Source organism: Blastomonas sp. UPD001, assembly GCF_003426715.1.
Taxonomy (GTDB): domain Bacteria; phylum Pseudomonadota; class Alphaproteobacteria; order Sphingomonadales; family Sphingomonadaceae; genus Blastomonas.
The window spans coordinates 755744-782104 of sequence record NZ_QKVT01000001.1 but is presented as its reverse complement, the minus strand read 5'-3'; the positions used below and the strand labels follow the sequence as shown (position 1 = coordinate 782104).

The window sequence follows — 26361 nt, the reverse complement described above, 5'->3', positions numbered from 1 at the left end:
CCGGGGCTCCCCCTCCTCAGGCCGCTGCGCCCGCCGCTGCCGCCCCGGCTCCGACGCCAGCGCCTGCTGCCGCCCCCGCGCCGTTCACCACCGACATTCCGCACGAGGCGAGCAAGCTCTCCAACATGCGCAAGACGATCGCGCGCCGCCTGACCGAGGCGAAACAGACGATCCCGCACATCTATCTCACCGTCGATGTCCAGCTCGACAAGCTGCTCAAGCTGCGCGCCGAACTCAACAAGGCGCTCGAGGCACAGGGCGTGAAGCTCTCGGTCAACGACCTGCTGATCAAGGCGCTCGCCAAGAGCCTGATCCAGGTTCCCAAGTGCAACGTCACCTTTGCGGGCGACCAGCTGATCAGCTACCAGCGTGCCGACATCTCGGTCGCGGTCAGCACGCCTGCGGGCCTGATCACGCCGATCATCGTCGGCGCGGAGACCAAGGCTGTCGGCGCGATCTCGACCGAGATGAAGGAGCTGGCGAACCGTGCCAAGGACGGCAAGCTGCAGCCGCACGAATATCAGGGTGGCACCGCCAGCCTGTCGAACATGGGCATGTTCGGCATCAAGCATTTCGAGGCAGTCATCAACCCGCCTCAGGGCATGATCATGGCGATCGGCGCGGGCGAGAAGCGGCCCTATATCGTCGATGACGCGCTCGGCATCGCAACGGTGATGAGCGCCACCGGCAGCTTCGACCACCGCGCCATCGACGGCGCCGATGGCGCGCAGCTGATGGCAGCGTTCAAGGACCTGTGCGAGAACCCGCTGGGGATGCTGGCTTGAGTTGAGCGGGGGCCTTGAAACCCCTCTCCCCTTGAGGGAGAGGGAGGGGCCCATCGCACCAGCGATGGGAGGGTGAGGGCATGAAGCCGAAATATAGTTACCAGACCCTGTCTCGCGCCCGCAAGCTGCGTAACAATATGACCGACGCCGAGATCAAACTCTGGTCTGTTCTGCGTGGCCGCCAGCAGGCAGGCGCAAAGTTCCGGCGTCAGCAGCCGATCGGACCTTTCATCGTTGATTTCGTGTGTCAGGAGCATCGTCTGATCGTTGAAGCCGACGGCTCACAACATTGCGACAGCAATCATGATGAGCAACGCGATGCCTTTCTTTGTGCACAAGGCTATCGTGTTTTGCGTTTCTGGAATTGTGACATCATGGACAATGTCGAAGCCGTGACGGAAGAAATTCTCCGAACGCTCGAGGGCCCTCACCCTCCCATTGCTGCGCAATGGGCCCCTCCCTCTCCCTTGAAGGGAGAGGGCTATCGGGAGATTGGCCTATCATGACCATGCTCACCTTCCTCTTCCGCCGTCTGCTGCTGCCCACCTGCATCGCGACGCTCGCCAGCCGGTTCGTGTTCACGTTGTTCCAGGAAGGATCGGCGGATCTCAGCGACATGTTTGTCGGCACCGAAGATGCCTATTACACCTTTATCATGGTGTTCGTCGTTCTGCTGTGCATGACCGGCGTCGCCTATGTGCTCGATCGCAGCCGCGCGCCGACATGGCTGCGCGTGCCGCTGCTGCTGGGTGTCGCGGCGGAGAGCGGGTTCCTGCTCGTATTGTTCCTCACCGAAGTGGTCGCCTATGCCGAGCTGGCTTATGCCCCCGCAACCGCCGCCGGTATCGTGTGGATGCTGTGCAATCACGACCTGATGAAGCGCGGCGCCAAATTGTCTTCCTCCCCCTCCGATGGCCCGTCCGCGGGCGTATCAACCCAATAAGACCGGAAAGAAAGAGACCGCCCATGGCTGAAAGTTTCGACCTCATAGTGCTGGGCTCCGGCCCGGGTGGCTATGTCTCCGCGATCCGCGCGGCGCAGCTCGGCCTCAAGACCGCGATCGTCGAGCGCGAGCGGCTGGGCGGCATCTGCCTCAACTGGGGTTGCATCCCCACCAAGGCGCTGCTGCGCACCTCGGAAATCTTCCATTACATGAGCCATGCCGGCAATTACGGACTGACCGCCGAGAAGGTGGGCTTCGAGCTGGAAAAGATCGTCGCGCGCAGCCGCGCGGTCTCGGGCCAGCTCAACGCGGGCGTCAAGGGCCTGATGAAGAAGAACAAGATCACCGTGGTCGAAGGCACCGGCAAGCTGACGGGCAAGGGCAAGATGACTGTGACCCAGGGCGATCAGGTGCGCGAGCTGGAGGCCAAGGAGATCATCGTCGCGACCGGCGCGCGCGCACGCGACCTGCCGTTCGCCAAGGCCGATGGCAAGAGGATCTGGACCTATCGCCACGCAATGACCCCGACCGAAATGCCAGCTAAGCTGCTGGTGATCGGATCGGGCGCGATCGGCGTCGAGTTTGCCAGCTTCTACAGCGACATGGGCGCGGACGTGACCATCGTCGAGATGCTCGACCGCATCCTGCCGGTCGAGGATGCCGATGTCAGCGCGTTCATGGAAAAGGCATTGAAGAAGCAGGGCATGACGATCCTGACCGGCGCGGGCGTCGAGGCGCTGACCAGCGACGGCAAGGGCGTGAAGGCCAAGATCAAGACCAAGGACGGCAAGAGTGAGGAGCACAGCTTCAGCCACGCGATCGTCGCGATCGGCATCGTGCCCAACACCGAGGATATCGGGCTGGAGGCGCTGGGCGTGAAGACCGAACGCGGCCATATCGTCGTCGACGGCTTCGGCCAGACCAACGTGCCCGGCATCCGCGCAATCGGCGATGTCACCGGTCCACCCTGGCTGGCGCACAAGGCGAGCCATGAGGGAGTGGTCGCGGTCGAGCATATCGCGGGCAAGAACCCGCACCCGTTCGAGACCTGGAACATTCCGGGCTGCACCTATTCGCGCCCGCAGGTCGCCAGTGTCGGCCTGACCGAGGCCAAGGCCAAGGAGGCCGGGCACGAGGTCAAGGTCGGCAACTTCCCGTTTATCGGCAACGGCAAGGCGATCGCGCTGGGCGAAGCCGAGGGCTTCATCAAGACCGTGTTCGACGCGAAGACCGGCGAACTGCTCGGCGCGCACATGATCGGCGCGGAAGTGACCGAGCTGATCCAGGGCTATGTCATCGCGCGCCAGCTCGAGACCACCGAGGAAGACCTGATGCACACCGTCTTCGCGCACCCGACGCTGAGCGAGATGATGCACGAGGGCGTGCTCAGCGCCTATGGGCGGGCGCTGCATTTCTGATCGGGGACGGGGCGGCGCGAACCGCCCCGTTTCGCATCAGGCGGCGATTTCCTCGTACAATGCCGCTTCCTTGCCGATCAGGATGTCGGCGAGGAACCAATAGGCCTCGCCCCAAGCGGCGAGCACCTCGTCGGTCGCGCCTTCGCCGATCACGTCGCGGATCGCGGGCAGCAGCGCTTCGGCGACATAAGGGTAATGCTCGGCCTTGACGCCGCATTCGACATGCCGCGCGACCATGCGCTGGACGACGGGGGTGAGGTTCTGCAGCTTGTCGACATTCTCGGCATAGCCCAGGATCGCGGCGGCAAGGCGACGCGGCTGCTCGCCCGATTCCTGCGCGGCCTGATCGAACATCTGCTTCACATCGGCGTTCACGAACAGGCGCTCGTACATGCGGCTGGTGATCGCGAGCCCATGCTGCTTCAGCAGCGGGGCCGTGCTCTTGACGATGGCAATGGTGTTTTCCGTGAGTGGTTCGGCCATGATGATTCCTCCCGATAAGATGCGTTGTGGATGCATCTATACGCGGCATCAAAAATCATGCAAGTAGAAAGCATGTATGTTGAGGTGAACTGAGATGCGGCTGACCGCGCATACCGATTATGCCCTGCGCATCCTGCTTCATGCCGCTTTGGTGGAGCGCGACGGCGGCGGGCTTCTGTCGATCGCCGACGTGGCCGCCGATCATGGCATTCCGCGCAACAACGCGATGAAGGTGGTCAACCAGCTGGCGCAGGCTGGGCTGCTGGCGACGGTGCGGGGCAGGTCGGGCGGCTTCCGGCTGGGTCGGGCAGCGGAGACCATTACTCTGGGCGAGGTGGTCCGGCTCACCGAACCGTGCATCCAGCTCGCCGATTGCGACGGTTGCATCCTCAAGAGCCATTGCGGCCTGACGGGCATGCTCCATCAGGCCACGCAGGCCTTTCTCAGGACTCTTGATCAGCAGACGCTGGCCATGGCGGCGCGGACGTCGCGGCTGCCGCAGCGCGTGGTCGCGGCCGAATGATCGTCAGCCGATGGTGATGCCCACCACGACCCAGCGTCCGCCTTCCTTGTCCAGCGTCACGGTCTCCACTGCCTCGGCCTTGTTCGCGTAGACGGTGCGGAACTTCACCACCTCATAGCCTGAGGGCGGGGCAGGGAGGTTCTCATGGGCAAGCAGGGTGCGCGACACCGCCTTGCCGTAGCGAGCATGGACCTGCTCGGACACATCGGACCAGACCTGCAGCGTGTTGAGCTGGCGGAAGGCGCTGCCGGTGGCGGCATAGCTTTCCGCCCAATTCTTCTGCTCGACGAGCGAGAGGAACTGCCGCGCGGCGTCTACCACCTGCTGATCTACGGCCTGCTCGGTGGCATCGGCATTGGCGGTTGTCGCGGTCATCAGGGGCAGGGCGGCGAAGGCCATCAGGCCGAGGGCAAGGGTCATGGCAAAAGCTCCTATCATCAGGGCGGAGCGCCGGGGCGGCGCGCCGACGCCGGGTTGCGGCGTGGCCCCCTGATCGCCCGAAGCGCGGTGCAGCGCCTCCCCTATTGGCATGTCCCCAAGCCTTTTGGGGGGCGCCGCGCCATCCTCGGCCTGGTGCAGCAGGCGCGCGGCCTCGCGGCTGCTCGACACCGCCATCTTGCGCCTTGCCTCGCGCAGCCGCTCGTTGATCGTGTGCACCGAAAGGTCGAGCTCGCGCGCGATCAACTTGGCATCATGGCCGCAAACGATCAGCCGCAGCGTCTGCTTCTCCTTCTCGGTCAGCGACCAGGGGAGATCGGGCAGGGGCGTATCCATGGTCGCGATGCTAGGCCCCGCTCAAGGGCGCGGCCACCCCAAAAAATTTGTGGAAGGGGCAAGGCCAAGGGTTTCGCTTGCCTGTCACCCAAGGCCTTGTAATCGTGTGAAACGAACAAAGCCGCCAAGGCGCGGCAAGGGGGTCTGACATGAAGAAATCCGTTCTCTCGATCGTCGCGGCACTGGCCGCGTCGGCTGTCACCGTATCGGCGCAGGAGGCACCGCAGCGTTCGGTAATCACGGCGGCGAAGATGGTCGACGTCGTCACCGGCAAGGTCACCGAATATCCCGCGATCTTCGTGGAAAACGGCCGCATTACCTCGATCGCCGATGCGCGCACGGTGCGCTGGGGTTCTGACGTCCGCCACATCGACCTGTCGGGCAAGACGCTGCTGCCGGGGCTGATCGACATGCACGTCCATCTGGACAGCTCGCCGACCTATGGCGGCTATAACAGCCTGCAATTCACCGACCGCTTCTGGAGCTTCGTCGCCGCCTCGAATGCGCGCGCGATGCTCGAGGCCGGGTTTACCACGGTGCGCAATGTCGGGTCCGAAGGCTATAACGACGTCGCGCTCAAGCAGGCGATCGCCGAGGGCTGGGCGGTGGGCCCGCGCATCGTCCCGGCGGCGCATGCGCTCGGCGCGACCGGCGGGCATTGTGACCAGACCTATCTGCCACCCTCGTTCGCGGCCAAGTCGCCGGCGGTGGGCGATGGCCCTGTCGAACTGCGCCAGAAGGTCCGCGAGCAGCGCAAATATGGCGCCGAGGTGATCAAGGTCTGCGCGACCGGCGGCGTGTTTTCGCGCAATACCGAGCCGGGCCAGCAGCAGCTGTCGGAGGAGGAACTGCGCGCGATCGCCGACGAGGCGCATCAATGGGGCCTGCGCGTCGCGGCACATGCGCATGGCGCAGCGGGGATCAAGGCGGCAATCCGCGCCGGGATCGACACGATTGAGCATGCCAGCCTGGTCGATGACGAGGGCATCCGCCTGGCCGCCGAGCGCAAGCCGCCGGTCTGGTTCTCGATGGACATCTTCAACACCGATTACACCCAGGCTGAGGGTGCGAAGAACGGCGTGCTCGAGGACAATCTGCGCAAGGACCGCGAGGTCGCCCAGATCCAGCGCGACAATTTCCGCAAGGCCTATCGCGCGGGCGTGAAGATGGTGTTCGGCAGCGATGCCGGCGTGATGCCGCATGCCACCGCCGGCGGGCAGTTCAAGGTGATGGTCGAATATGGCATGACCCCGTTGGAGGCGATCCGCGCGGCGACGCTCAATGCCGCAGAAGCCTTGGGTAAATCGCAGGATGTCGGCGCGATCGCGGTGGGTCGCTATGCCGATATCATCGCGGTCGATGGCGACCCACTGGCCAATGTCCGCGAGCTGGAGAATGCCGACGCGGTAATCCAGGGCGGTGTCCAGATTCGCTGACAGGATATGCGGTAAATTGCCGCAACATTGGCGCAAATCCGCTTCCAACCGCTTGAGCGCTTGTGCTAATTGCTGCGCACAATCTGCTTTCTGGGGAGAAGAGCATGAGTCTCACTGTTTTGATCGCCATGGCGATGACCATGGCTGCTGCGGATCCGGTCGATACGGCGCGCAAGGAGTTCAACGACTGCCTGACCAAGTTCACCAACGAGAGCCTGGATGCCAAGAAGGCGCAGTCCGATTTCACCAAGGAATCGGCTTCGGCTTGCCCGGCGGAGAAGACCAAGCTGATCGATCTGATGGTCAAGGCCGAGATGCAATATGGCGGCAAGAAGGCCGAGGCCGAGAGCTATGCCAATGAAGAGACGCAGATGATCATCGACAGCTATGTCGGCAGCTATGGCGATTATCTGGCCAGCAACACCCGGCACGGCAAGCAGTAAGGCAGGAGCGCCCGGTGCGGACGCTCTACCCGCCGATCGAGCCCCATGCCAGCGGCATGCTGGATACGGGCGACGGCCACCAGGTCTATTGGGAGCGGGTCGGCACGCCGGGCGCCAAGCCGGCCGTGTTCCTGCACGGTGGTCCGGGCGGGGGCTGCTCGCCCGACCATCGGCGGCTGTTCGATCCAGCGCTTTACGACGTGCTGCTGTTCGACCAGCGCGGCTGCGGGCGCTCGACGCCGCATGCCGCACTGAACGCGAACACCACCTGGCACCTCGTCGCCGATATCGAGCGTCTCCGCGAGATGGTGGGCGCCTCCGACTGGCTGATGTTCGGCGGCTCCTGGGGATCGACGCTGGCGCTCGCCTACGCGCAGACGCATCCGGCGCGCGTTTCGCAGCTCGTGCTGCGCGGAATCTATATGTGCACCAAGCCGGAACTCGACTGGTTCTACCAGTTCGGCGTCTCGCAGATGTTCCCGGACAAATGGGAGCGCTTTGCCGCGCTGATCCCCGAGGACGAGCGTCACGACATGCTCGCGGCCTATCACAAGCGGCTGATCGGCGACGATCCGGAACTGCAGGTAAGGGCAGCGCGCGCCTGGAGCCTGTACGAGGGCGAGACGGTGACACTGCTCCCCGATCCGAAGCTCAGCGAGCAGCATGACGATGGCCATTATGCGCTCGCCTTCGCGCGGATCGAGACGCATTATTTCGTGCATGGCTGCTGGCTCGAGCCCGAACAGCTGTTGCGCAATGCGCCTCGGCTGAGCGGTATTCCGGGGACGATCGTGCATGGCCGTTACGACATGCCGTGCCCGGCGCATTATGCATGGGCGCTGCACAAGGCGCTGCCGCATATGGACTTCCATCTGATTGAAGGGGCCGGGCATGCCTATTCGGAGCGCGGCATCCTCGACCAGCTGATTGCAGCGACCGATCGTTACGCGGGCAAGGCCTGAGCGCCCGCCCGCGCCCGCTCAGTTGCCGTGCTTGCGCACCAGCTCGCGCATCGCGTCGTCGAGCCCCTCGAGCGTCAGCGGATACATGCGGTCCTTCATCAGGTCCTTGATCATCCGAACCGATTGCGAATAGCCCCACTGGTTCTCGGGCACCGGGTTGAGCCACGCTGCGGCGGGATAGGTGTTGACCACGCGCTGCATCCACACCGCGCCCGCCTCATCGTTGAAATGCTCGACCGACCCGCCCGGATGGCTGATCTCGTACGGGCTCATCGAGGCATCGCCGACGAAGATCACCTTATAGTCGTGCCCGTATTTGTGCAGGATGTCCCAGGTGTTGGTGCGCTCGGTGAAGCGGCGGCGGTTGTCCTTCCACACGCCTTCGTACAGGCAGTTGTGGAAATAGAAGAATTCGAGATTCTTGAACTCGGTCGTCGCGGCGGAGAACAGCTCCTCGCACAGCTTGATGAACGGGTCCATCGATCCGCCGACATCGAGGAACAGCAGCAGCTTGACCGCATTGTGCCGCTCGGGCCGCATGCGGATATCGAGCCAGCCCTGGCGCGCGGTGCCATCGATCGTGCCGTCGATATCGAGCTCGTCGGCCGATCCCTCGCGTGCGAACCGGCGCAGGCGGCGCAGCGCGACCTTGATGTTGCGCGTGCCCAGCTGCCGGGTGGAGTCGAGATTCTGGTATTCGCGCTTTTCCCAGACCTTGATCGCGCGCTTGTGCTTGCTTTCGCCGCCGATGCGCACGCCTTCGGGATTGTAGCCCGCATTGCCGAACGGGCTGGTGCCGCCGGTGCCGATCCACTTGTTGCCGCCCTGATGGCGCTTTTCCTGCTCCTCGAGCCGCTTCTTCAGCGTCTCCATGATCTCTTCCCACGAGCCGAGCGACTTGATCTTCTCCATCTCCTCTTCGGAGAGGAATTTCTCGGCCACCGCCTTCAGCCAGTCTTCGGGAATGGTGGCGCTGTCATTGCCCTGGAAAGTCATCTCGAGGCCCTTGAACACCTTGGCGAACACCTGATCGAACCGGTCGAGCAGGCCTTCGTCCTTCACCAGCGTCGCGCGCGAGAGATAGTAGAATTCCTCGGGACTCTGCTCGATGACCTGCGCATTGAGCGCTTCGAGCAGGATCAGATGTTCCTTGAGCGACACCGAAATGCCGGCGCTGCGCAATTCGTCCATGAATGAGAAGAACATCGCTGGGTCCTGCTGCTTTACGTTTCCGTCAGCCTTGGACGATGCCCGCATGGGGCGCGTCTGGCAAGCATGAAGCGGCGATCGAGGCGTTTTACCTCGCCTTAACCATAACCCGCTACGCCATGCCATCACGCTAGTTCAAAGGTCCCCGATGGAGCAGCATCGCATCATCCCGCCAGACAGCGATGCCGTCCAGCAAATGGCGGAAAGCTGTGGCGAATCGGTCATCGGTGCATCGCGCGTGGGGGGCATCGTCGCGGCGGTGCGCGACCGCATGGCGCTGCTGGGCGAAAAGCGATCCTATCTCGAGCAGATTGCGCTGAACCTGGCGCAGGAGCAGGAACAGGTGGTTATCGCGACCACCAGCGCGCGCGAAATGAGCCAGGCGGCCTATCGCAATCTGGCCGAAGGCTCGAACACGATGCAGGTCTCCGCGCTGGAGCTGCACGACTTGATCTCGCTGATCCAGGGGCTGGGCGAGGACGTCAAGCGCTTTGCCCATGCGATGGACGACGTGATCCTGGCCAGCCGGACGATCGATGCGATCGCGCGCTCGACCAACATGCTCGCTCTCAACGCCGCCATCGAGGCGGAGCGCGCGGGCGCGGCGGGTGCCACGTTCGCGGTGGTGGCGGCCGAAGTGAAGAAGCTTGCACAGGACACGCGGCAGGTCACCGATCGGATCGCCGGGACGATGCATTCGCTCAGCACCGAGGCAGGTCATTTCATGGCGCAGGTCGAAAAAGGCGTCGAGCAGAGCCGCAGCGCGCAACGGCATCTCGAGACGATTGACGTCACCATTCGCCAGGCTGGCAACATGATGCGCGAAGTCGCTACCAAGGCCGATGCCATTGCCGATTCGAGCACCGGCGTGCGATCGGACACCGGCGAGCTGTGCGACAATCTGTTCGTGTTCATGGAGGACGTCGCCGGGTGCAGCAACCAGCTCGATGACGCGCTCAGCCAGAGCAACGCACTCGAGGGGCTGTCGAACGTCGTCTTCAACCAGCTGCTCCACACCGGGCTGTCGCACCGCGACAATCCCTTTGTCGAGCTTGCCGTGTCGACCTGCGACGAGATCAGGAGCATGATCGAGACGGCGATCGATGCCGGCCAGATATCCGAGGACGACGTGTTCGACCGGGACTATCGCCCGCGCAGCGAGCCCGGGCTGGAGCGCTTCGACAACCGGTTCAACGATTTTGCCGACGCCCGCATCCGTCCGATCCTCGATCGCTTCTGGGGTCAGGACAATCATGCCTATGGCGCGGTGATCTCGAACGAGGACGGCTATCTGCCGACGCATATCAGCGAACGTTCGCATCACCCCACCGGCGATCACCAGCACGACGCCGCGCATTGCCGCAACCGGATGATCGTCCTCGATCACACCACGAGCGGCGCCATCGCGCACAAGCACGATCGCTATTACGCCGCCGTCTATCGCTTCGAGCCGACCGCCAGCGACGGCTGCATCCTGCGCAACATCTTCGTGCCGCTGTGGATCAAGGGGCGCTATTGGGGCAATTTCGAGCTCGCCTATATCCGCTGAGCCCCGAACTGGCGCCAGAGCTGTTTCATCTCGCCGCATTTGGCAGGGGCAGGGCCATGTCGGCGCTCGTCATTCGTCATCGATCGTGGCACCATTTCGGGCATGATCAGGCTTTTCGCGCTCGCCTTGCCCTTGCCATCTGCCGTCACGGTGCCGTCACCGCCGATCGTCATTGCGCCGTCACCTGCTCCCGCTGTTGCATCGCTGCTATCCTGGACGCCAGGGGATGTGAACTGCGGCGGCACGGCTGCGAGCGTCGTTAGGATCGAGCGGCCGTGGCTGCAGAGGGTCTACCCCAACAGCGCCAAATACGCGCCTGTCAGCTTCGCATTCGACATAGACGCCAACGGCAGGCCCCTGGCCATTCGCAAGGGGAATGCGGCGACCCCCTTTGGCGTTGCGGATGATCTGGGACCGGCGCTGGCCGCCACCCGGTTCAGGCCGGGCCAGGCGAAAACGGGCTGCACGATCGTCTATTCGCCTGAACTGACGGCGATCGATGATGCGCCGCTATCGGCGTTGATGGCCTATTCCGCCAATCAGCTCTCCGGTCCGCTGCCACCAGAGGCCTGGAAGCGCATTTTCGCGACCGGAACGTGCAAGGGCGATGCCGCTGCAGGACTGCGGAACCGGGCATTCCCGAATTTTCGCGCGACCCCCGCCGAACCTGGCGTCCGCGATTGGTCGATGGTGGGCTATGATGTCGGTCAGGACGGAGCATCTATCAATATCGAGACGCTTGCCAGTTCGGGCAATGCTGCGCTCGATGAGGCCAGCCAGGCTGCGACAGCCGAGACGCGATACTGGTCGGGCGCGTTTACGGGGTGCCGTTTTTCCTATTGGCGCTCGGCCGGCACGCTGCCTGCGCCACCGGCACCAGAAGAAGACGCGTTCCGGCCTGCCGGTGCTACCTGTCCGGAACGTCGGGACTGGGCAACGCCGCCTGTCCTGCGCTTTCCGGAGCCCTATCGCCGCCGGTCGATCGAGGGCTGGGCGGTGGTGACCTATGACGTCGCGCCCTGGGGCGAGATCAACAATATCCAGGTCAAGGCCAGCCAGCCAAGCGAGGATTTTGGCACCCAGGCCGTCGCGGTGCTGCGATCGGCGCGGGTGGAGGCGGGGCCGGGCGCGGTCGGCTGCGTCGAGCGGGTGCGGTTCGTGATGGAACCGGACAGCGCCGAAACCGCACCCTGACGAACGGCGAAGATCAGCTGTTGCGGCGCGCCATGAAGGCAAGGCGTTCGAACAGCATCACGTCCTGCTCGTTCTTGAGCAGCGCGCCGTGCAGCGGCGGGATCGCCTTGCTCGGATCGCGCGACTGCAGCACCTCGAGCGGCATGTCCTCGTGGAGCAGAAGCTTCAGCCAGTCGAGCAGCTCGCTGGTCGAGGGCTTCTTCTTGAGACCGGGGACTTCGCGCACATCGTAGAAGATCTCGAGCGCCTTCTGCACCAGGATCTTCTGGATGCCGGGAAAGTGCACGTCGATGATTGCCTGCATCGTCTCGCGATCGGGGAACTTGATATAGTGGAAGAAGCAGCGGCGCAGGAACGCGTCGGGCAGTTCCTTCTCGTTGTTCGAGGTGATGACGACGATCGGGCGCTCCTGTGCCTTCACCAGCTCCTTGGTCTCGTAGACATAGAATTCCATCCGATCGAGTTCCTGCAACAGGTCGTTGGGGAATTCGATATCGGCCTTGTCGATCTCGTCGATCAGCAGCACCGGCAGCTGGGGCGAGGTGAACGCCTCCCACAGCTTGCCCTTCTTGATATAGTTGCTGATGTCGTGGACGCGCTCGTCGCCCAGCTGGCCGTCGCGCAGACGGGCGACCGCGTCATATTCGTACAGGCCCTGCTGCGCCTTGGTGGTCGACTTGATGTTCCATTCGATCAAGGGGGCGTTGGCGGCAGCGGCGATCTGGTGCGCCAGCACGGTCTTGCCGGTGCCGGGTTCGCCCTTGACCAGCAACGGGCGGCGCAGCGCAACCGCAGCGTTGACCGCCACCTTCAGGTCATCGGTTGCCACATAGTCGCTGGTGCCTTCAAAACGCATGAGCATCGCCTTCCTGCCGCTATTAACTGTGCGTTTAAGCGATAAGGGGCTTGGACGGGCTTGGCAAGCCGCGACAGCGTCTTTGCTTTACGTTTACGTTTGCGTCAGGCTGAGGACGCCGCAAGGCTGGGCAGGATTGTCAGAGCCCGTCCTGCATCCGGCGCAATTCCGCGCGCTCGGCCAGCATGTCCCAGAAACTGTGGTGCTGCACCAGCATCTGCGAAGCGCCGAACCCCATGGCGCGGCCGATGGACCGGTCGCTGCCGACCATGGCCGCCAGATCGAGCGTTTCCTCGCGCGAGGGCAGGGTGGAGGGCCGGGGTTCGAGCCCGGTGCGCTGCGCGATCACGTCGAGCACGTCGCGAATGATGTGCCAGTCGATGACCAGGGCGAAGGCGGCGCCGAGCGCACAGCCCTGGCGGTCGGATTGCGACAGCGCATTGAGCGCGCTGCGCAGAGCGAGGATGGCCGGGGTGCACTTGTCCTGGCCCGGCGTGCTGGTGATCGGCCCTGCCGCGACTGTGAGCTTGGTCAGCAGCGCGCGCTCACCGACAAAGGCCTCGCATGCGCGCGCAAGCCATTTGCCGACCTGCGGATCGGCGCTGCGCGTCGCGGCATAATCGATCAAGCCGGGATAGCGACCGTGCAGCAGGCAGAGAAAATGGGCGGCATCGGCCAGATCGACCGGGCGGGCAGGGGCGACCCGATCCGCCAGACGCGCCACGAACCCGTGCGTATCGCTCATCCCCCGCGCGATCGCGGCTTCCAGCGAACGCGGCGGGGCCGCCTCGGGCTGGGTGCGATCAAAGGCTCCGGGCTGGACGAACGACACTCGGCTGTGGCTCCGATGGCTTGAGGCATTGGTGTGGCAGGCAGACGCGCGGCCTGCCCCCACGAGCGTCTTCTAGCGCATCGTCCTAAAGAGAAGGTTTACGAGACCGGGGCTTGTGCGGCGATGCGGTGCTGTTCGTCGAGGAACTGAGCCACGTCGTCGAGATCGACATCGTGCGCGACAAAGGTCTGGCCGATTCCGCGCAGCAGCAGGAAGGGCAGAGTCCCGCCCGACATCTTCTTGTCGTGGCGCATATGATCGACCAGCGCGGCACCATCCGCCGTCACGCCGGCATCGGCGAGCGTCACCGGCATGGCGCAGGCGGAAAGATGCGCGGCGACCCTTTCGGCATCGCGGGCATCGCAAAGGCCGCGCCGCGCCGAATAGAGCAGCGCGAGCACCATGCCGACGCCCACCGCCTCGCCATGCAGCAGTCGCTCGCCAAAGCCGGTATCGGCCTCGAGCGCATGACCGAAGGTATGGCCGAGGTTGAGCAGCGCGCGCCGGTCCTTGGTCTCGCGCTCGTCCTCGCCGACGATCCGCGCCTTGGCCGCGACCGAGGTCGTGATCGCCCGTTCCAGCGCGTCCGGTTGCTGCGCCAGCACCGCTACGCCATTGGCTTCACACCAGTCGAAGAACCGCGCATCGTCGATCAGGCCGTATTTGACCACCTCGGAATAGCCGGCGCGCATCTCGCGCGGCGGCAGGGTGGCCAGCACCTGCGGGTCGATCAGCACGAATTTCGGCTGGTGGAAGCTTCCGACCAGATTCTTGCCCGCCGCGGTGTTGATCGCGGTCTTGCCGCCGACCGAGCTATCGACCTGCGCGAGCAAGGTCGTAGGCAGCTGGACGAAATTGCAGCCGCGCTTGACGATCGAGGCAGCAAAGCCGGTCAGATCGCCGATCATCCCGCCGCCCAGCGCGAAGATGGTGTCGCTGCGCTCCACCCCCATGGCGAGTAGCCAGTCGACCAGGCGCGCCAGTTCCGCCCAGCTCTTGCTCGCCTCGCCGGCGGGCACGACGTGCAGATGCGCCTCGATTCCCGCGCTGGCGAGCTGCGCCTCGATCTTCGGCCAGTGATGTGCGGCCACAAGGGAATCGCTGATCCAGAGGCTGCGCCCACGCCGCGTCCAGGGCGCGATATGCTCTGCGATCCGGGAGAGCGCATTGGCCTCGACCACAATGTCGTAGCTGCGCTGGCCCAGCGCGATGTTCAGCCGTGCCATCGGGCCAGTCCTTCCAATATAGCCGATACGGTGCGGTGATGCGGCCCGTCCTTGCTGCGCACATGGATCTGCGCCTGGGCATAGACGGGGTTGCGTTGCTCCGCGAGGCGGGTCAGCACCTCGGCAGGATTGCCGTTGCGCAGCAGCGGGCGCGTGTTGCGGCGGCTGACGCGCTCGACCAGCGTGCGGATATCGGCATCGAGCCAGATCGCGATCGCGCCCGACAGGATCAGCGCGCGTGTCTCTTCATTCATGAAGGCGCCGCCACCGGTCGCGATCACGCGGGGCCGGCCGTCGATCAGCCGCGAGATCACGCGGCGCTCGCCATCGCGGAAATAGGGCTCGCCGAACCGCTCGAAAATCTCGGAAATCGTCATGTGCGCGGCTTTCTCGATCTCCTCGTCGGCATCGACAAAGCCGATGCCCAGATCGCTGGCCAGCCGCTTGCCCACGGTCGATTTGCCCACGCCCATCAACCCCACCAGCACCAGGGGCCGGTCGAGCCATCGCATGATATCCCCGGCCAGCCGCGCAGGGTCTGATTTTCGGTTCTGCAGCATTGCCGCGCAGCCTATAAATAGGCTAGGCGGTGGCGCAAGTTATCTTGACTTGGACGGAGAATATCTGGGCTATGGCCATTATCGGACAGAATTACGGACGGCGCAGGCGCCCCAAGGGCCCGATCATCCTGGTCGTGATTGCCGTGGCGCTGGTCGGTCTGCTGGCTCTGGCCTGGTCGCGCGGCGGCGAGGTGCCGACCCAGCGTGTCGAAAAGTCAATCCCGCTGCCTGCCGCTGCCACGGGCGGTTCCGCCGCGGGCGGCCCCCAGACCGAAGGCTGATTTCATGCGGCGGGGGATGGTTCTGGGCTGTGTCAGCCTGTTGGCGATCGCGTTCGTCTCGGCGCCGGTGATCGGCCAGAATGAGGCACCGGAATCGCTGCTGCCGCCCGGTTTCAACGATCCCGCGCCTGCCCCGTCGCAATCCGAACCTCCGCCGCCGCCCGAGCCGGGCCGCACGGTACAGCCCGTGCCGGGGGGCGCTATCCCGCTGCCTGCAACGCCCTTGCCCTCGCTCGCCGGCCAGGATGCGCCGACCGATGAGGAGCTGAGCGAGGAACTCGCCAAGCTGCAGGAAGAGCTTGAAGCGCAGATCGCGCTCACCCAGTCGCTGCCGCCGAGCGCGCGGCCTTGCTGCTGCGGATCGGTTCGGCCGATGGCGCGGTGCGCATGGTGCAGGCTGTCGACCCGCCCGCGGCGACCCCGCGCCTGCTCAACGTCGCACTCGACAGCTATGTCGCCTCGGCCGACCCGCTCGGCATGTGCCCGCTGCTGCCGTTTGCCGGGGAAAGCGCGAAGGGCAACCAATGGCAGCTGATCCGTGCGATCTGTTCGGGCTTTTCGGGCGAGGGCAGCGCGGCGCGCGAGCAGATCGACCGGGCACGCCGCCAGGGCGCGATGGACCGCATCGATGTGGTGCTTGCCGAGAAGATCGTGGGCGCCAGCCTGAACGGCAGGCGTGCGGTCACGGTACAGTGGGACGATGTCGACCAGCTCACCCGCTGGCGCTTCGGCCTGGCGCTGACCGCCGGCATCGAACCGCCCGAGGCGCTCTACGCGCGCGCCGACCGCAACTTCCAGGCTTGGCGTGCGCGCGCGCCGATGGCCCCGCTCGCCTCGCGCGTGCAGGCGGCCGATGTCGCGGCGGCCATGGGCATGCTGTCGAGCGCCGACATGGTCGATCTCTATGGCGCGACCTTCGACGATCCGGGCACCGACGAGGCGCTGCGCGATCGCATGGCGCTGTTGCGCACCGCCTATGTCGCGACCGATGCCGATGACCGGGTCCGCGCAATGCGCGCGCTGTGGGACCGGTCGGACAATGCTTTCGTGCGCTATTCGGCGCATATCCTCACCGCGCATGCCGCTGCCCGCGTCACCCCGTCGGAGGACCTCGCCGATTATGCCGATGACCTGATCGTCTCGATGGTCTCGGCAGGGTTCGATACCAGCGCGGCGCGCTGGCGGCAGGTGGTGGAAGAAGGCACCCTGGGTTGGGCGGTGCTCTCGGTCGCGCTTCCGGGACGCGCGCAGGTCTCGGCGTCCGACGTCAGCGGGTTTTTCGACAACGACCAGAGCACCGAGGCGCGCAAGAGCGCGTTCCTGGTTGCGGGTCTGGCCGGGCTCGGGCGACTGAGCAGCGCCGACCGCGATTCGCTCGCTGAAGATCTGGGTATCGGTTTCGGCGGGCAGACGCGCTGGAGCCGCGCGATCGGCGCTGCGGCGGCGGCGGGCAATGACGGGCTGGTGACGCTGCTGGTCGGCATGGGGATGCAGGGCAACGACTGGTCGGCGATGACCCCGCGCCAGCTCTACCATGTCGTCGCTGCGCTGCGCGCGGTGGGGCGCCAGGCCGAAGCGCGGATGATAGCAGCCGAAGCGGTCAGCCGCGCCTGACCCGTGGGCAGCGACGACGCCCGGCTGATCGACCGTTTCCTCGAAATGATGGCGGCGGAGCGCGGCGCTTCGTCCAACACCCTCGCGGCTTATCGGCGCGATCTCGAACAGGCCTCGCAGATTCTCGGCGGGCGACTGGCGCAGGCCGACGAGAGCGCGCGCGCCACGCTCGACCATCACTGGCGGTCGCTCGCGGCGAGCAGCCTGGCGCGCAAGAGTTCCTCGCTCAGGGGCTTTTTCGCCTTTCTGGAGGACGAGGGGCTGGGCGGCGATCTGCGGAAGGCGCAGACCATGCTGGCCCGCCCCAAGGTGCAGCGCCCGCTGCCCAAGATATTGAGCCATGACGATATCGCGCGGCTGTTCTCGCTGGCCGAGGAACGCGCCGCTGCCCCCGAGGCCCGCGCCGCCGATATCCGCCTGCTTGCGCTGATCGAACTGCTCTATGGCTCCGGTCTGCGCGCCAGCGAACTGGTCAGCCTGCCGCGCAGCGCTGCGCTCGCCGGCAGGCCTTTGCTGTCGATCACCGGCAAGGGGGGCAAGCAGCGCCTTGTTCCCATTTCGGGCCGCGCGCGCGAGGCGCTGCAGCGCTGGCTCGCGGTGCCTTCCGCGAATTCACGCTGGCTGTTCCCCTCGCGCACCGGGCATATCAGCCGCATCCGCCTCTATCAGCTGATCAAGGAATTCGCGGCCAGCGCTGGCATCGATCCGGCGCGCGTCAGCCCGCATGTGCTGCGCCATGCCTTTGCCACGCACCTTCTCGAAGGCGGTGCGGATTTGCGCACGTTGCAGACGCTGCTCGGCCATGCCGATATCGCCACGACGCAGATCTACACGCATGTCGACAGCCGTCGCCTCATCGAGCTGGTCAACCGCCGCCATCCTCTGGCGCAGATGAATCTTGCCGAGCGGCGGCGGCAGGGCTAGGCGATGGCGCCATGAGCATGACAAGCTATCTGGAATTCGAAAAGCCGATCGCCGCGCTGGATGCGCGTATCGCAGAGCTGCGCGAGACCGCCGATACCGGCGAGATCGACATCGAGAGCGAAATCGAGCGGCTCGCCGCCAAGTCGCGCAAGCTGCTGGCCTCGACCTATGCGGGCCTGACGCCCTGGCAAAAGACTCAGGTCGCCCGCCACCCGGCACGCCCGCACTTCAAGCATTATGTCGCGGGCATGTTCGACGATTTCCTTCCGCTGGCGGGCGATCGGGCCTTTGCCGACGACAAGGCGATCATGGGCGGCTTTGCCCGCATGGGCGAGCAGCGCGTCGTCGTGATCGGTCATGAAAAGGGCGACACCACCGAAAGCCGCATCCGCCACAATTTCGGCATGGGCAAGCCCGAAGGCTATCGCAAGGCGATCCGGTTGATGGACCTGGCCGACCGGTTCGGCCTGCCGGTCGTGACGCTGGTCGATACATCGGGTGCCTTTCCCGGCGTGCAGGCCGAAGAGCGCGGCCAGGCCGAAGCCATTGCTCGCTCGACCGAACGCTGCCTGACGCTGGGCGTGCCGATGGTCGCGGCGATCGTCGGCGAGGGCGGCTCGGGCGGCGCGGTGGCGCTGGCCTCGGCCGAACGCGTGCTGATGTTCGAACATGCCGTCTATTCGGTGATCTCGCCCGAAGGCTGCGCCTCGATCCTGTGGCGCACCGCCGACAAGGCAGCCGATGCGGCCGAGGCGATGCAGGTGACCGCCGCCGACCTCAAGCGGCTCAATGTCATCGATCGCATCGTCAAGGAGCCGGTCGGCGGTGCGCATCGCGACCAGTCCCAGGCCATCCAGGAGCTCGGCAAGGCGATCCGCGAAGAGCTCGAAAGCCTCAAGAAGCTGAGTCCCGCCGAACTCAGGGCTGCGCGCGAGGCACGCTTCCTGGCGATCGGCTCGCTCTGACCTCCGCGTAAAATCGTCGCAACCGGTTGCGCGCGCCGTCGTTGTGCGGGCATCGCCATTTGATCCCGTGCGTGCCAGACGGCATGATGTGGGGCAAGGGCATGGCCTGAGACGATGAGGGAGAGAGCAGAATGGTGGCGCGGTTCAAGCATCTGGCAATCATGGCCGTGGCCGGTGTCGGCGTGGCGGCGCTGACCGCACCCACCGTCGCGCCGCGGGCCGAAGCGCTGGCGATGCAGGCCCAGGCGATCACCGCGCAGGAAAAGCGCCAGGGGGCCGAGGTGCATCCCAAGCTGCTCGAGGAATTCGGCGGGGCCTATCAGGTGCCGCAGACCAGCTATGTCGTTCAGGTCGGCAAGGGCATCGCGGTACAATCCGGGCTGGGTAATGCCCGCGACGATTTCACCGTCACGCTGCTCAACAGCCCGGTCAACAACGCCTTCGCGATTCCCGGCGGCTATGTCTATGTGACGCGCCAACTCATGGCGCTGATGAACGACGAGGCCGAGCTGGCCGGCGTGCTGGGCCATGAAGTGGGGCATGTCGCCGCGCGCCATTCCGAAAAGCGTCAGAAGGCGGCGCAGCGCAACAGCATCATCGGTCTGCTGGGGCAGATCGGCGCGGCGGTGCTGCTGGGCGATGGGGCCGCCGGTCAGATCGGCCAGCAGATTTTCGGTACCGGCTCGCAGTTGCTGACGCTCAAATATTCGCGCAAGCAGGAGGAAGAGGCCGACGATCTGGGCGTACGCTATCTTTCGCAGGCCGGTTACGATCCGCAGGCCTTGTCGAGCATGCTGGCTTCGCTCGCGGCACAGCAGGCGATCGATGCGCGCGCGCAGGGAGGCGATGCCCGCTCGGTTCCCGAATGGGCCAGCACCCATCCCGATCCGGCGCGTCGTGTCAGCCGCGCGGCAACGATTGCGCAAAGGTTCAGCGGCACCACCCGCAATCGCGACGTGTTCCTCAGCCGCCTCGACGGGTTGCTCTACGGCGATGACCCCAAGCAGGGCGTGGTGCAGGGCAGGCAGTTCCTGCATCCCGAGCTCGGTCTCAAGTTCGCCGTGCCCCAGGGCTTTGCCATGCAGAACGGCACCAGCGCGGTGACGATCAACGGCCAATCGGCGCAGGCGCAGTTCACACTCGGCCAATATTCGGGTGACCTGCCTCGCTATGTCGACCAGGCCTTTGCGAGTCTCGGCGGCAGCAATCAGCGAATCGATTACGGGCAGATCCAGCGCACTACGGTCAACGGCATCCCGGCAGCCTATGCGACCGCGCGCGTCAACGCCAATCGGCAGCTCGTCGATGTGACGGTGTTTGCCTATGCCTTTGCCAGCAACCGTGCCTATCATTTCGTCGCGCTGACGCCTGCGGGCAGGGCCGATGTGTTCGCCCCGATGTTCCAGAGCGTGCAGCGGTTGGCGGGGGCGGAAGCTGCGCAGATCAGGCCGCGGCGGGTGCGCGTGATCACGGTGGCGCGCGGCGATACCATACAGCGCCTGGCGGCGCGCATGGCCTATGACGATCTCAAGGTCGAGCGCTTCCTGGCGCTGAACGGCCTGTCGAGCAATGCGTCGCTGGCGGCCGGCCAGAAGGTCAAGATCGTGACCTATTGACGCAAAAAAAGGGGCGGCATCGCTGCCGCCCCTCGTCCGTTTGCCGCAGCTAGCGATTAGTTGGCGGTGTTGTTTTCTTCGAGCTTGGTGCTGACCTCGTCGAAGGTGTCGGACAGGTTGGTGCCCAGCGAGCTCATGGCGGTGATGGCGGCGACGGCGATCAGAGCGGCGATCAGGCCATATTCGATGGCGGTGGCGCCCTTCTTGTCGGCGAAAAGATTGCGAATGGTCTTCATGTCAGGTCTCCTGTTCGAGGTCTTCACTTCCCCGTCCGATCTGGCGAAATTCGATTGGACGGTCTGGCAATAAATTAAAAAGCTTTCCAATTTCCTAAGAGCGTCCCGGTTGTCTGAAATTCCGACACTCATTCGTCCTGCGGGACGATCTTGGTTTCGACAAAACCCCACATCGCGATGGTGTTGCTCGCCATCGAGCTCATCGCAACAATGATGGTGATGCCGATCAGGGCAACGATCAGGCCGTATTCGATGGCGGTTGCGCCGCGCTTTGATCTGGCCAAGAGAGTCAGAAAATGCAGCATGGTGCTTCCGTGAAATGGCCGGGGTCCCATCTGCCCCACGCGCAATTTTGCAAATTCGACTTACCAAAGCGTTAAGGCGGGCCGATCCGATGGAAAATTATCCGACACTTTTCCCCGTTGTGGCGGGGCTTATGCTCGATCCGGAAGGGCGCATCCTGGTGCAGCAGCGTCCCGAAGGTACCGCCATGGCCGGGCTATGGGAGTTTCCGGGCGGCAAGATCGAGCCTGGCGAAACTCCCGAAGCGGCGCTCGCGCGCGAGCTGGGCGAGGAGCTGGGCATCGCGGTTGCGCCTACCGACTGCGTGCCGATGACCTTTGCAAGCGCCCCGCTCGGCAATCGCCACCTGATTCTGCTGCTGTTCCGCTGCTCGGCCTGGCAGGGCGAGCCGCGCGCGCTGCACGCCAGCGCGCTGCGATGGGCGAGAGTGGACGAGCTTTACCAGCTGCCGATGCCGCCAGCCGATCTGCCGCTGCTGGCGATCATCGCGCAATCGCTGCGCCAGACGGCGGTGAGCGAATGATTTTCGGGAAGCGGCGAAAAAGGTGTTGCCAAGGCGGAACGGGCTGACTATTGGCAGCCCTCCAACGCGCCCGTAGCTCAGCTGGATAGAGCATCAGACTACGAATCTGAGGGTCGGACGTTCGAATCGTTCCGGGCGCGCCATTTTCCCAAAAGCATCAGGATCGGATCCAACCCGCCTCGCGGGGCACGCTTCGCCGTGCGTGCTCGCTGCAATCAGATGGTTTCATTTGACACCAGTTTGGCCGAGGGCTATCTTTTGCCGGAATTGAAATCCTGCAGGAGTGCGCGGCAATGGCTGACCTTTTCGAAAACCCCCTGGGCCTGGACGGCTTCGAGTTCGTCGAATTCTGCGCGCCCGAAAAGGGCCTGCTCGAGCCCGTGTTCGCCGCGATGGGCTTCACCCGCATCGCGCAGCACCGCTCGAAGGACGTCCACCTGTGGCGGCAGGGCGATATCAACCTGATCGCCAATTACGAGCCGGCTAGCCCCGCCGCCTATTTCGCGGCCGAACACGGCCCTTCGGCCTGCGGCATGGGCTTTCGCGTCAGGAAAGCGCGCGATGCGTACAAGGAAGCGCTGGCGCGCGGCGCGGAGCCGGTGGAAACCAAAACCGGCCCGATGGAGCTGCGCCTTCCCGCGATCCGCGGCATCGGCGGCGCGATCATCTATCTGATCGACCGCTATGCCACGCTCGACAATCCCGACGCGCTGTCGATCTACGACATCGATTTCGAATATCTGCCGGACGTCGATCGCTTCCCCGTCGGTGCGGGGTTCAAGATGATCGATCACCTCACGCACAATGTCTATGGCGGCCGCATGGACCATTGGGCGAAGTTCTACGAGCGCGTGTTCAACTTCCGCGAGATCCGCTTCTTCGACATCAAGGGCGAATATACCGGCCTCACCAGCCGCGCGATGACCGCGCCCGACGGCCGCATCCGCATTCCGCTCAATGAGGAAGGCGCGAAGGGCGGTGGCCAGATCGACGAATTCCTGCGCGCCTATAATGGCGAGGGCATTCAGCATATCGCGTTCATCTGCGACGACCTGATCGCCTGTCTCGACCGTATCAAGGCGCTGGGCGCGCCGCTGATGGCCCCGCCGCCGGCGACCTATTACGAGGCGCTCGAAGAGCGTTTGCCCGGCCATGGCGAGCCGGTCGCGGAACTGCAGGCGCGCGGCATCCTGCTCGACGGATCGACCGAGAACAACGATCCGCGCCTGCTGCTGCAGATCTTCGGCCAGCCGCAGATCGGCCCGGTGTTCTTCGAGTTCATCCAGCGCAAGAAGGATGAAGGCTTCGGCAACGGCAATTTCACTGCGCTGTTCAAGTCAATCGAGGAAGACCAGCTGCGCCGCGGCGTGCTCAAGGTGCAGGAACCGGCGGAATGACCGCGCCCTTCGCGCTGTCGCGCATCCACCACGTCGCCTATCGCTGCAAGGATGCGAAGGAGACGGTCGAATGGTACGAGAAGGTGCTGGGCATGACCTATACCAGCGCCTTTTCCGAAGACCATGTGCCATCGACCGGGGCCTATGACCCCTATATGCACGTGTTCCTCGATTGCGGCGGCGGCAATGTGCTGGCGTTCTTCGAGCTGCCGCAGCAGCCCGAAATGGGGCGCGATGCCAACACCCCCGAATGGGTGCAGCATATCGCGTTCGAGGTGCCCGACATGGACGCGTTGCTCGCAGCCAAGGCACATATCGAGGGGCTGGGCATCGATGTGCTTGGGCCGACCTTTCACGGCATCTTCCGCTCGATCTATTTCTTCGACCCCAATGGCCATCGCGTCGAGCTCGCCTGCAATATCGGCAAGCCCGAGCATTACGAGGAGTTGAAGCGCGTCGCGCCGCTGATGCTCGACGAATGGAGCCGCACCAAAAAGGCCCCGCGCCATGCCGACTGGTTGCACAAGGATCCCGATGCGGCCTAAGGGTCGTTGCCATGACCTTTGAAGACCAGCTCGAACGCTATTTCGGCACCCGCGATCCCGCCGCCATCGCCCCACAGGCGGTGCCGGCGGCGGTCGAGCGGATGCAGGTCGATCTGGGGCTGGCAACCGTGCCCGGCGAACGCTTTGCCTTGTGGTGCATGCTGTTCCTGTTCGGCCAGGCCCCTGATATCGACGCGACCTTCGAGGATCGATCGGAACGCGACCTTGCGCGCGATTTCATCGAAATGTCCGAAAAGGCAGGGCAGGGGGGCTGAGCGTGGCCGAGATCATCAACCTGCGCCAGGCGCGCAAGGCCGCCAGGCGCAAGCAGGACGAGGCGACCGCCGCCGCGAACCGCGCCAAATTCGGCCGCACCAGAGCGGAGCGTGTGGCCCAGGCAAGCGAACAGATCCGCGCGGCGCGGCTGCTCGATGGCGCCAAGCGCGAGCACGATTGATGCGTTCGACCTCCGACCAGGTCAGCGTCCGCCTCTATCATCTCGACGGCGAAGCCGAAGGCGGCGCGGCCTCCACCCTGTTCTACGGCCCACTGTCCGAAGCGCTGCGCCTCGCCGAACTCGAACCGGCGGAAGTGCAGGAAGGCCTGTTCATCGCGACCGACAATGATGTCGTGGCATATCTGGATCTGATTGGGGGGTGATTGGGGCCCTCGGCGCCGCAATGTATCGTGGGGGCGTCTCAACTCCAAAGTCTCGCACGACGCCATCCGTGATTGACTCCGGCTTCCGGCCGAGCCCAGTATCGCGCCCGTCGGATCTCCGAAACTGGCGAAGGTGAAGTAACGGTCGTGAGCGAAATCGAGAGCAGCGATGCGAGCACGTCCGCAGACAAGGTGCGACTGGTCGATCTGGCCGAGGATACGATCGGCTTCGGCGAAACCGAATGGCATACCTTTCGCGACCTGCTGATACGCCCGCGCGTGGCGCTCGAAGCCTATCTGAAGGCGGGGCCGACGGGTGGCGGGCGATACAAGCGCCCGCTGGGCTTCTATATCGCGCTATGTGGCGTGCTGACCTTTTACATGTTCCTGCTCGGTGGCTTCAAAGGGCTGATCGAGGCGCAACCGGAGGGATTGCTGGCGCCTTGGCTGGAAAGGGCCGGCAGCAGCCGCGAAGCTTTCGTCAATGATGTGGATGGCTGGATGTCGCTGCTCGCGACACCGATCTTGTCGCTCTTTTATGCGGGGATCAGCGCCCCGTTCCTGATCTGGTGGAGCGGACTGGACCGCAGGAAAGGCTTGCGTGCCACGTTCGTGCTGCTCAACGTCTGGACGATCCCGATCGTGCTCCTCGGGCCGCTGCCCTTTCTTCCCCTGTTCCAGGGCTATGCCGGCCTTTTTTTCCAGCTGGTATTCGTAATCTCGTTCCTGCGCGTCGGCGAGGGCCTGTGGTTCCAGACCTGGCTGGGCGGCATTGCGAAGGGGCTCCTGTTGTGCGTCGTCCTGCTGATCGGCGCGGTCGTTGGCATGCAGCCTGTCCTGTATCTCAGCCTGGCAGGCGCTTCGCTCGCTGGCTGACGGGCCGGCGCGGATCACGAGTTCAGCTCTTTGCCTGTCCCGCCACATCGAGAATGCACCGCACAAAGCCCTGCGGATCGTCCTCCTGGATGAAGTGGCTGCCGCTCAGCGTGCAGTGATTCTGCCCCCTGGTCCCCGGCACGCGGCCGACGAACAGCGCGTCGCCGCCGCGGGTGATCGGGTCGCGGTCGCTGAAGCAGCACAGGAAAGGCTTCTCCCAGCGGTCGAGCACCTCCCACGCTTTCAGCTGATCGGGCACCGCGACATTGGGCCCCAAAGGCACGAAGCTGGGGAAGATTCGTGCGCCCGCCTTGTACCGGCCATCGGGGAAGGGGGCGTCATAGGCGGCGATCTCGGCATCGGAAAGCGTGCGCGCCGTGCCCTTGGCGATGATCCTACCGATCGGGAAGACCGGGCTGTATTTGGAGAAGGCCCGCCAGATGGCAAAGGCGCGCGGCGCATCCTGTCCCGCTGGCAGGCCGCCATTGGAAAGAGCCACGCCGTTGAACCGCTCGGGCATTTCCGCGACGAGCCTGAGGCCGATCAGCGATCCCCAGTCCTGGCAGGCGAGCGTGATGTTCCTGAGGTCGAGCTTCTCGATCCAGCGGCGCATCCAGGCGACATGGCGCGCATAGCTATAGTCGCTCTTACTCGCGAGCTTGTCCGACTTGCCGAATCCGATCAGGTCGGGCGCGACGACGCGATATCCGGCTGCGGCGACAGGCCCGATCATGAAGCGATAGAGATAGCACCAGCTGGGCTCACCGTGCATCATCAGCACGACCGGCGCATCACACTCGCCTTCATCGACATAATGCAGGCGCATCCGCGTGCCGTCGGTCGGATCGGCAATCTCGGCATAATGCGCGGCAAACGGAAAATCGGGAATATCGGCGAACCGCGCGTCCGGTGTTCTCAAGACCTGCATGACATCTCCCAGAACCGAATTATTATGGCACATTGAATGACATATTCTTGCGAGAGATGCAAATGGCCTGCAACCAATGGCCGATTGGCGTGTTGTCGGCGCAAGAACTGCGATCGGGCAGAGGTGGTCGCAGTCCTCCCGTGGGCAGCGAAGCTCCGCGCTGGCGGGGGCTGATGCCAGCTAATTGTCGCCACGCGAAAAAAATCTGCAAAAAAGGGTTTGACCCGACTCAAATCACCCCATATAGGCCGCTCCACCGGCGGGAACGCACTGACGTTTCCTCGGTCGCCAACATACACG

At 64.5% G+C, this 26361-nt stretch carries 32 protein-coding genes and 1 tRNA gene; 23 read left to right on the top strand and 10 right to left on the bottom strand.

Translation table 11 applies throughout. The annotated features are described in order from the left end of the window. From DM995_RS22085 to lpdA, 4 genes are all read left to right on the top strand, one after another. Positions 1-785 (top strand): 2-oxo acid dehydrogenase subunit E2 (locus DM995_RS22085; RefSeq protein ID WP_232824022.1); only part of this gene is annotated, 785 nt, incomplete at its 5' end. A gap of 80 nt (positions 786-865) precedes the next feature. Next, entirely contained in the window at positions 866-1291 is a 426-nt protein-coding gene (locus DM995_RS03810) for an endonuclease domain-containing protein (protein ID WP_116968549.1), read from the top strand. After that, positions 1288-1728, top strand: a complete 441-nt coding sequence (locus DM995_RS03805; RefSeq protein WP_116968548.1) for a hypothetical protein — start codon at positions 1288-1290, stop codon at positions 1726-1728. Before DM995_RS03810 ends, DM995_RS03805 begins: the two co-directional genes overlap by 4 nt. 23 nt (positions 1729-1751) lie before the next feature. Beyond that, on the top strand, positions 1752-3146 hold the full coding sequence (lpdA, locus tag DM995_RS03800; protein WP_116968547.1) for a dihydrolipoyl dehydrogenase: 1395 nt from the start codon (positions 1752-1754) through the stop codon (positions 3144-3146). Between the two features lie 36 nt (positions 3147-3182). Here lpdA and DM995_RS03795 read toward each other — a convergent pair whose 3' ends face one another. Further along, a complete protein-coding gene (locus DM995_RS03795; RefSeq protein ID WP_116968546.1) occupies positions 3183-3629 on the bottom strand; it encodes a globin domain-containing protein in 447 nt (148 codons plus the stop codon). 94 nt (positions 3630-3723) lie between these two features. Between DM995_RS03795 and DM995_RS03790 the strand changes: the two genes are divergently transcribed. Further along, positions 3724-4152 carry an RrF2 family transcriptional regulator gene (locus tag DM995_RS03790; protein ID WP_116968545.1) on the top strand — a complete coding sequence of 143 codons (429 nt, stop codon included), beginning with the start codon at positions 3724-3726 and terminating at the stop codon, positions 4150-4152. 3 nt (positions 4153-4155) lie between these two features. Here the strand turns inward: DM995_RS03790 and DM995_RS03785 are convergent, their stop codons facing one another. Further along, on the bottom strand, positions 4156-4926 hold the full coding sequence (locus tag DM995_RS03785) for a helix-turn-helix domain-containing protein (protein WP_116968544.1): 771 nt from the start codon (positions 4924-4926) through the stop codon (positions 4156-4158). 149 nt (positions 4927-5075) lie between these two features. On the opposite strand from DM995_RS03785, the gene DM995_RS03780 reads away from it, so the two are divergent. The 3 genes from DM995_RS03780 to pip all read left to right on the top strand — a co-directional run bounded on the left by DM995_RS03780 (position 5076) and on the right by pip (position 7767). After that, positions 5076-6362: a Xaa-Pro dipeptidase gene (locus DM995_RS03780; protein WP_116968543.1), complete on the top strand. Its 1287-nt coding sequence runs from the start codon at positions 5076-5078 to the stop codon at positions 6360-6362. 104 nt (positions 6363-6466) lie between these two features. Next, positions 6467-6805 carry a hypothetical protein gene (locus tag DM995_RS03775; protein ID WP_157973062.1) on the top strand — a complete coding sequence of 113 codons (339 nt, stop codon included), beginning with the start codon at positions 6467-6469 and terminating at the stop codon, positions 6803-6805. A 14-nt stretch (positions 6806-6819) separates the two neighbouring features. Continuing rightward, a complete protein-coding gene (gene pip, locus DM995_RS03770) occupies positions 6820-7767 on the top strand; it encodes a prolyl aminopeptidase (protein WP_116968542.1) in 948 nt (315 codons plus the stop codon). A gap of 18 nt (positions 7768-7785) precedes the next feature. Here pip and DM995_RS03765 read toward each other — a convergent pair whose 3' ends face one another. Beyond that, positions 7786-8973 carry a vWA domain-containing protein gene (locus DM995_RS03765; protein WP_023839343.1) on the bottom strand — a complete coding sequence of 396 codons (1188 nt, stop codon included), beginning with the start codon at positions 8971-8973 and terminating at the stop codon, positions 7786-7788. A 151-nt stretch (positions 8974-9124) separates the two neighbouring features. Between DM995_RS03765 and DM995_RS03760 the strand changes: the two genes are divergently transcribed. Continuing rightward, on the top strand, positions 9125-10525 hold the full coding sequence (locus DM995_RS03760; protein ID WP_116968541.1) for a methyl-accepting chemotaxis protein: 1401 nt from the start codon (positions 9125-9127) through the stop codon (positions 10523-10525). Positions 10526-10627: 102 nt separating this feature from the next. Continuing rightward, positions 10628-11719 (top strand): energy transducer TonB, encoded by a 1092-nt coding sequence (locus tag DM995_RS03755; protein ID WP_116968540.1) that lies wholly within the window; start codon positions 10628-10630, stop codon positions 11717-11719. A 13-nt stretch (positions 11720-11732) separates the two neighbouring features. On the opposite strand, the gene DM995_RS03750 is transcribed toward DM995_RS03755, so the two are convergent. The 4 genes from DM995_RS03750 to DM995_RS03735 all read right to left on the bottom strand — a co-directional run bounded on the left by DM995_RS03750 (position 11733) and on the right by DM995_RS03735 (position 15145). Continuing rightward, on the bottom strand, positions 11733-12575 hold the full coding sequence (locus tag DM995_RS03750; RefSeq protein ID WP_031318692.1) for an AAA family ATPase: 843 nt from the start codon (positions 12573-12575) through the stop codon (positions 11733-11735). A gap of 139 nt (positions 12576-12714) precedes the next feature. Beyond that, positions 12715-13407, bottom strand: a complete 693-nt coding sequence (locus tag DM995_RS03745; protein ID WP_116968539.1) for a DUF6975 family protein — start codon at positions 13405-13407, stop codon at positions 12715-12717. Between the two features lie 98 nt (positions 13408-13505). Beyond that, on the bottom strand, positions 13506-14633 hold the full coding sequence (gene aroB / locus DM995_RS03740) for a 3-dehydroquinate synthase (protein WP_116968538.1): 1128 nt from the start codon (positions 14631-14633) through the stop codon (positions 13506-13508). After that, positions 14621-15145, bottom strand: coding sequence for a shikimate kinase (locus DM995_RS03735; RefSeq protein WP_502696599.1), 525 nt, complete (start codon positions 15143-15145; stop codon positions 14621-14623). The genes aroB and DM995_RS03735 overlap by 13 nt, the downstream gene beginning before the upstream one ends. 119 nt (positions 15146-15264) lie before the next feature. Here DM995_RS03735 and DM995_RS03730 point away from each other — a divergent pair, with 119 nt between their 5' ends. The 5 genes from DM995_RS03730 to DM995_RS03710 all read left to right on the top strand — a co-directional run bounded on the left by DM995_RS03730 (position 15265) and on the right by DM995_RS03710 (position 20593). Further along, a complete protein-coding gene (locus DM995_RS03730; RefSeq protein ID WP_023839351.1) occupies positions 15265-15474 on the top strand; it encodes a hypothetical protein in 210 nt (69 codons plus the stop codon). A gap of 348 nt (positions 15475-15822) precedes the next feature. After that, positions 15823-17088 (top strand): hypothetical protein, encoded by a 1266-nt coding sequence (locus tag DM995_RS03725; protein WP_116968536.1) that lies wholly within the window; start codon positions 15823-15825, stop codon positions 17086-17088. A 3-nt stretch (positions 17089-17091) separates the two neighbouring features. Continuing rightward, entirely contained in the window at positions 17092-18012 is a 921-nt protein-coding gene (locus DM995_RS03720) for a tyrosine recombinase (protein WP_116968535.1), read from the top strand. Positions 18013-18029: 17 nt separating this feature from the next. Continuing rightward, on the top strand, positions 18030-18977 hold the full coding sequence (locus DM995_RS03715) for an acetyl-CoA carboxylase carboxyltransferase subunit alpha (RefSeq protein WP_116970317.1): 948 nt from the start codon (positions 18030-18032) through the stop codon (positions 18975-18977). 131 nt (positions 18978-19108) lie between these two features. Next, positions 19109-20593: a M48 family metalloprotease gene (locus DM995_RS03710; protein WP_116968534.1), complete on the top strand. Its 1485-nt coding sequence runs from the start codon at positions 19109-19111 to the stop codon at positions 20591-20593. 56 nt (positions 20594-20649) lie between these two features. On the opposite strand, the gene DM995_RS03705 is transcribed toward DM995_RS03710, so the two are convergent. Together DM995_RS03705 and DM995_RS03700 are read right to left on the bottom strand one after the other, a co-directional pair. Next, positions 20650-20829 (bottom strand): Flp family type IVb pilin, encoded by a 180-nt coding sequence (locus tag DM995_RS03705; protein ID WP_023839356.1) that lies wholly within the window; start codon positions 20827-20829, stop codon positions 20650-20652. A 128-nt stretch (positions 20830-20957) separates the two neighbouring features. After that, positions 20958-21134 (bottom strand): Flp family type IVb pilin, encoded by a 177-nt coding sequence (locus tag DM995_RS03700; protein ID WP_023839357.1) that lies wholly within the window; start codon positions 21132-21134, stop codon positions 20958-20960. A gap of 89 nt (positions 21135-21223) precedes the next feature. On the opposite strand from DM995_RS03700, the gene DM995_RS03695 reads away from it, so the two are divergent. The 8 genes from DM995_RS03695 to DM995_RS03660 all read left to right on the top strand — a co-directional run bounded on the left by DM995_RS03695 (position 21224) and on the right by DM995_RS03660 (position 25133). Continuing rightward, on the top strand, positions 21224-21655 hold the full coding sequence (locus DM995_RS03695) for a (deoxy)nucleoside triphosphate pyrophosphohydrolase (RefSeq protein ID WP_023839358.1): 432 nt from the start codon (positions 21224-21226) through the stop codon (positions 21653-21655). Between the two features lie 66 nt (positions 21656-21721). Beyond that, positions 21722-21798: transfer RNA gene (locus DM995_RS03690), tRNA-Arg, on the top strand. Between the two features lie 150 nt (positions 21799-21948). Continuing rightward, complete coding sequence (gene hppD / locus DM995_RS03685) at positions 21949-23052, top strand: 4-hydroxyphenylpyruvate dioxygenase (protein ID WP_116968533.1); 1104 nt, start codon at positions 21949-21951, stop codon at positions 23050-23052. Next, on the top strand, positions 23049-23597 hold the full coding sequence (locus tag DM995_RS03680; protein WP_023839360.1) for a VOC family protein: 549 nt from the start codon (positions 23049-23051) through the stop codon (positions 23595-23597). The genes hppD and DM995_RS03680 overlap by 4 nt, the downstream gene beginning before the upstream one ends. 11 nt (positions 23598-23608) lie before the next feature. Continuing rightward, positions 23609-23872: a hypothetical protein gene (locus DM995_RS03675; RefSeq protein ID WP_116968532.1), complete on the top strand. Its 264-nt coding sequence runs from the start codon at positions 23609-23611 to the stop codon at positions 23870-23872. A gap of 2 nt (positions 23873-23874) precedes the next feature. Beyond that, a complete protein-coding gene (locus tag DM995_RS03670; protein WP_116968531.1) occupies positions 23875-24054 on the top strand; it encodes a DUF4169 family protein in 180 nt (59 codons plus the stop codon). Beyond that, positions 24054-24257 carry a hypothetical protein gene (locus DM995_RS03665; protein ID WP_116968530.1) on the top strand — a complete coding sequence of 68 codons (204 nt, stop codon included), beginning with the start codon at positions 24054-24056 and terminating at the stop codon, positions 24255-24257. The genes DM995_RS03670 and DM995_RS03665 overlap by 1 nt, the downstream gene beginning before the upstream one ends. Before the next feature lie 279 nt (positions 24258-24536). Beyond that, on the top strand, positions 24537-25133 hold the full coding sequence (locus DM995_RS03660; protein ID WP_232824019.1) for a hypothetical protein: 597 nt from the start codon (positions 24537-24539) through the stop codon (positions 25131-25133). 22 nt (positions 25134-25155) lie between these two features. Here DM995_RS03660 and DM995_RS03655 read toward each other — a convergent pair whose 3' ends face one another. Continuing rightward, complete coding sequence (locus DM995_RS03655; RefSeq protein WP_116968528.1) at positions 25156-26061, bottom strand: haloalkane dehalogenase; 906 nt, start codon at positions 26059-26061, stop codon at positions 25156-25158. Between the last annotated feature and the right edge of the window lie 300 nt (positions 26062-26361).

Coding starts and splice junctions, on each gene's coding strand:
- DM995_RS03755 (WP_116968540.1), top strand. CDS start 10,628: ATGATCAGGCTTTTCGCGCTCGCCTTGCCCTTGCCATCTGCCGTCACG.
- DM995_RS03760 (WP_116968541.1), top strand. CDS start 9,125: ATGGAGCAGCATCGCATCATCCCGCCAGACAGCGATGCCGTCCAGCAA.
- DM995_RS03765 (WP_023839343.1), bottom strand. CDS start 8,973: ATGTTCTTCTCATTCATGGACGAATTGCGCAGCGCCGGCATTTCGGTG.
- DM995_RS03810 (WP_116968549.1), top strand. CDS start 866: ATGAAGCCGAAATATAGTTACCAGACCCTGTCTCGCGCCCGCAAGCTG.
- DM995_RS03780 (WP_116968543.1), top strand. CDS start 5,076: ATGAAGAAATCCGTTCTCTCGATCGTCGCGGCACTGGCCGCGTCGGCT.
- hppD (WP_116968533.1), top strand. CDS start 21,949: ATGGCTGACCTTTTCGAAAACCCCCTGGGCCTGGACGGCTTCGAGTTC.
- DM995_RS03775 (WP_157973062.1), top strand. CDS start 6,467: ATGAGTCTCACTGTTTTGATCGCCATGGCGATGACCATGGCTGCTGCG.
- lpdA (WP_116968547.1), top strand. CDS start 1,752: ATGGCTGAAAGTTTCGACCTCATAGTGCTGGGCTCCGGCCCGGGTGGC.
- DM995_RS03715 (WP_116970317.1), top strand. CDS start 18,030: ATGACAAGCTATCTGGAATTCGAAAAGCCGATCGCCGCGCTGGATGCG.
- aroB (WP_116968538.1), bottom strand. CDS start 14,633: ATGGCACGGCTGAACATCGCGCTGGGCCAGCGCAGCTACGACATTGTG.
- DM995_RS03730 (WP_023839351.1), top strand. CDS start 15,265: ATGGCCATTATCGGACAGAATTACGGACGGCGCAGGCGCCCCAAGGGC.
- DM995_RS03790 (WP_116968545.1), top strand. CDS start 3,724: ATGCGGCTGACCGCGCATACCGATTATGCCCTGCGCATCCTGCTTCAT.
- DM995_RS03710 (WP_116968534.1), top strand. CDS start 19,109: ATGGTGGCGCGGTTCAAGCATCTGGCAATCATGGCCGTGGCCGGTGTC.
- DM995_RS03735 (WP_502696599.1), bottom strand. CDS start 15,145: ATGCGATGGCTCGACCGGCCCCTGGTGCTGGTGGGGTTGATGGGCGTG.
- DM995_RS03805 (WP_116968548.1), top strand. CDS start 1,288: ATGACCATGCTCACCTTCCTCTTCCGCCGTCTGCTGCTGCCCACCTGC.
- DM995_RS03655 (WP_116968528.1), bottom strand. CDS start 26,061: ATGCAGGTCTTGAGAACACCGGACGCGCGGTTCGCCGATATTCCCGAT.
- DM995_RS03680 (WP_023839360.1), top strand. CDS start 23,049: ATGACCGCGCCCTTCGCGCTGTCGCGCATCCACCACGTCGCCTATCGC.
- DM995_RS03785 (WP_116968544.1), bottom strand. CDS start 4,926: ATGGATACGCCCCTGCCCGATCTCCCCTGGTCGCTGACCGAGAAGGAG.
- DM995_RS03705 (WP_023839356.1), bottom strand. CDS start 20,829: ATGAAGACCATTCGCAATCTTTTCGCCGACAAGAAGGGCGCCACCGCC.
- DM995_RS03795 (WP_116968546.1), bottom strand. CDS start 3,629: ATGGCCGAACCACTCACGGAAAACACCATTGCCATCGTCAAGAGCACG.
- DM995_RS03695 (WP_023839358.1), top strand. CDS start 21,224: ATGGAAAATTATCCGACACTTTTCCCCGTTGTGGCGGGGCTTATGCTC.
- DM995_RS03675 (WP_116968532.1), top strand. CDS start 23,609: ATGACCTTTGAAGACCAGCTCGAACGCTATTTCGGCACCCGCGATCCC.
- DM995_RS03750 (WP_031318692.1), bottom strand. CDS start 12,575: ATGCGTTTTGAAGGCACCAGCGACTATGTGGCAACCGATGACCTGAAG.
- DM995_RS03700 (WP_023839357.1), bottom strand. CDS start 21,134: ATGCTGCATTTTCTGACTCTCTTGGCCAGATCAAAGCGCGGCGCAACC.
- DM995_RS03665 (WP_116968530.1), top strand. CDS start 24,054: ATGCGTTCGACCTCCGACCAGGTCAGCGTCCGCCTCTATCATCTCGAC.